Origin of the sequence: Mesorhizobium sp. M7A.F.Ca.US.006.01.1.1 (genome assembly GCF_003997935.1) — a bacterium.
GTDB lineage: Bacteria > Pseudomonadota > Alphaproteobacteria > Rhizobiales > Rhizobiaceae > Mesorhizobium.
This window is the reverse complement of the sequence record NZ_RZQL01000541.1, coordinates 1-479: the sequence shown is the minus strand read 5'-3', so window position 1 is coordinate 479 and position 479 is coordinate 1. Positions and strand designations below refer to the sequence as shown.

Below are 479 nucleotides of genomic sequence, written 5' to 3'. Positions count from 1 at the left end.
CCCTTTGTGTGGATCACACCGCCGCTGAAATTGGTGACATTGACATCGCCGCCCTTGCCGTTGGAGCCGCCGGCGCCGCCGATGCCGAAAGTGAAGGCGCCGGGGCTGAGAGCCGCGGCAACGTTCATGGCGCCATTGCCGCCACCGCCGCCGATCGATTCTGCAAAGATCGCCACCGACGCATCTTCTATCGTCGTGATGCGGCCATGGTTGTTGACGGTGACGACGCCGCCGTCGCCTGAACTGCCGCCATCGCCGCCAACGCCGATCGCAACCGGCACGATGCTGGCGGCGAACGCGCCGCCGCCATTGCCGCCGCCGCCGCCGATCGACTGCGCGAAGATGCCGTGCGCACCCAAGCCCTCGACGGTAATCGCGCCGGCGGCGTTGTTGGTCACGGTGACGTCGCCACCCTTGCCGGAGCTGCCGCCCTTGCCGCCGACCGCGATGAAGCCGATCGCCCGTCCGCCCGAGCCGCC

The 479-nt window shown here is 69.1% G+C and carries 1 pseudogene; it reads right to left on the bottom strand.

Annotated features, from left to right (window positions below):
• A pseudogene (locus EN943_RS37910) lies at positions 1 to 479 on the bottom strand (hypothetical protein); the annotation flags it as partial.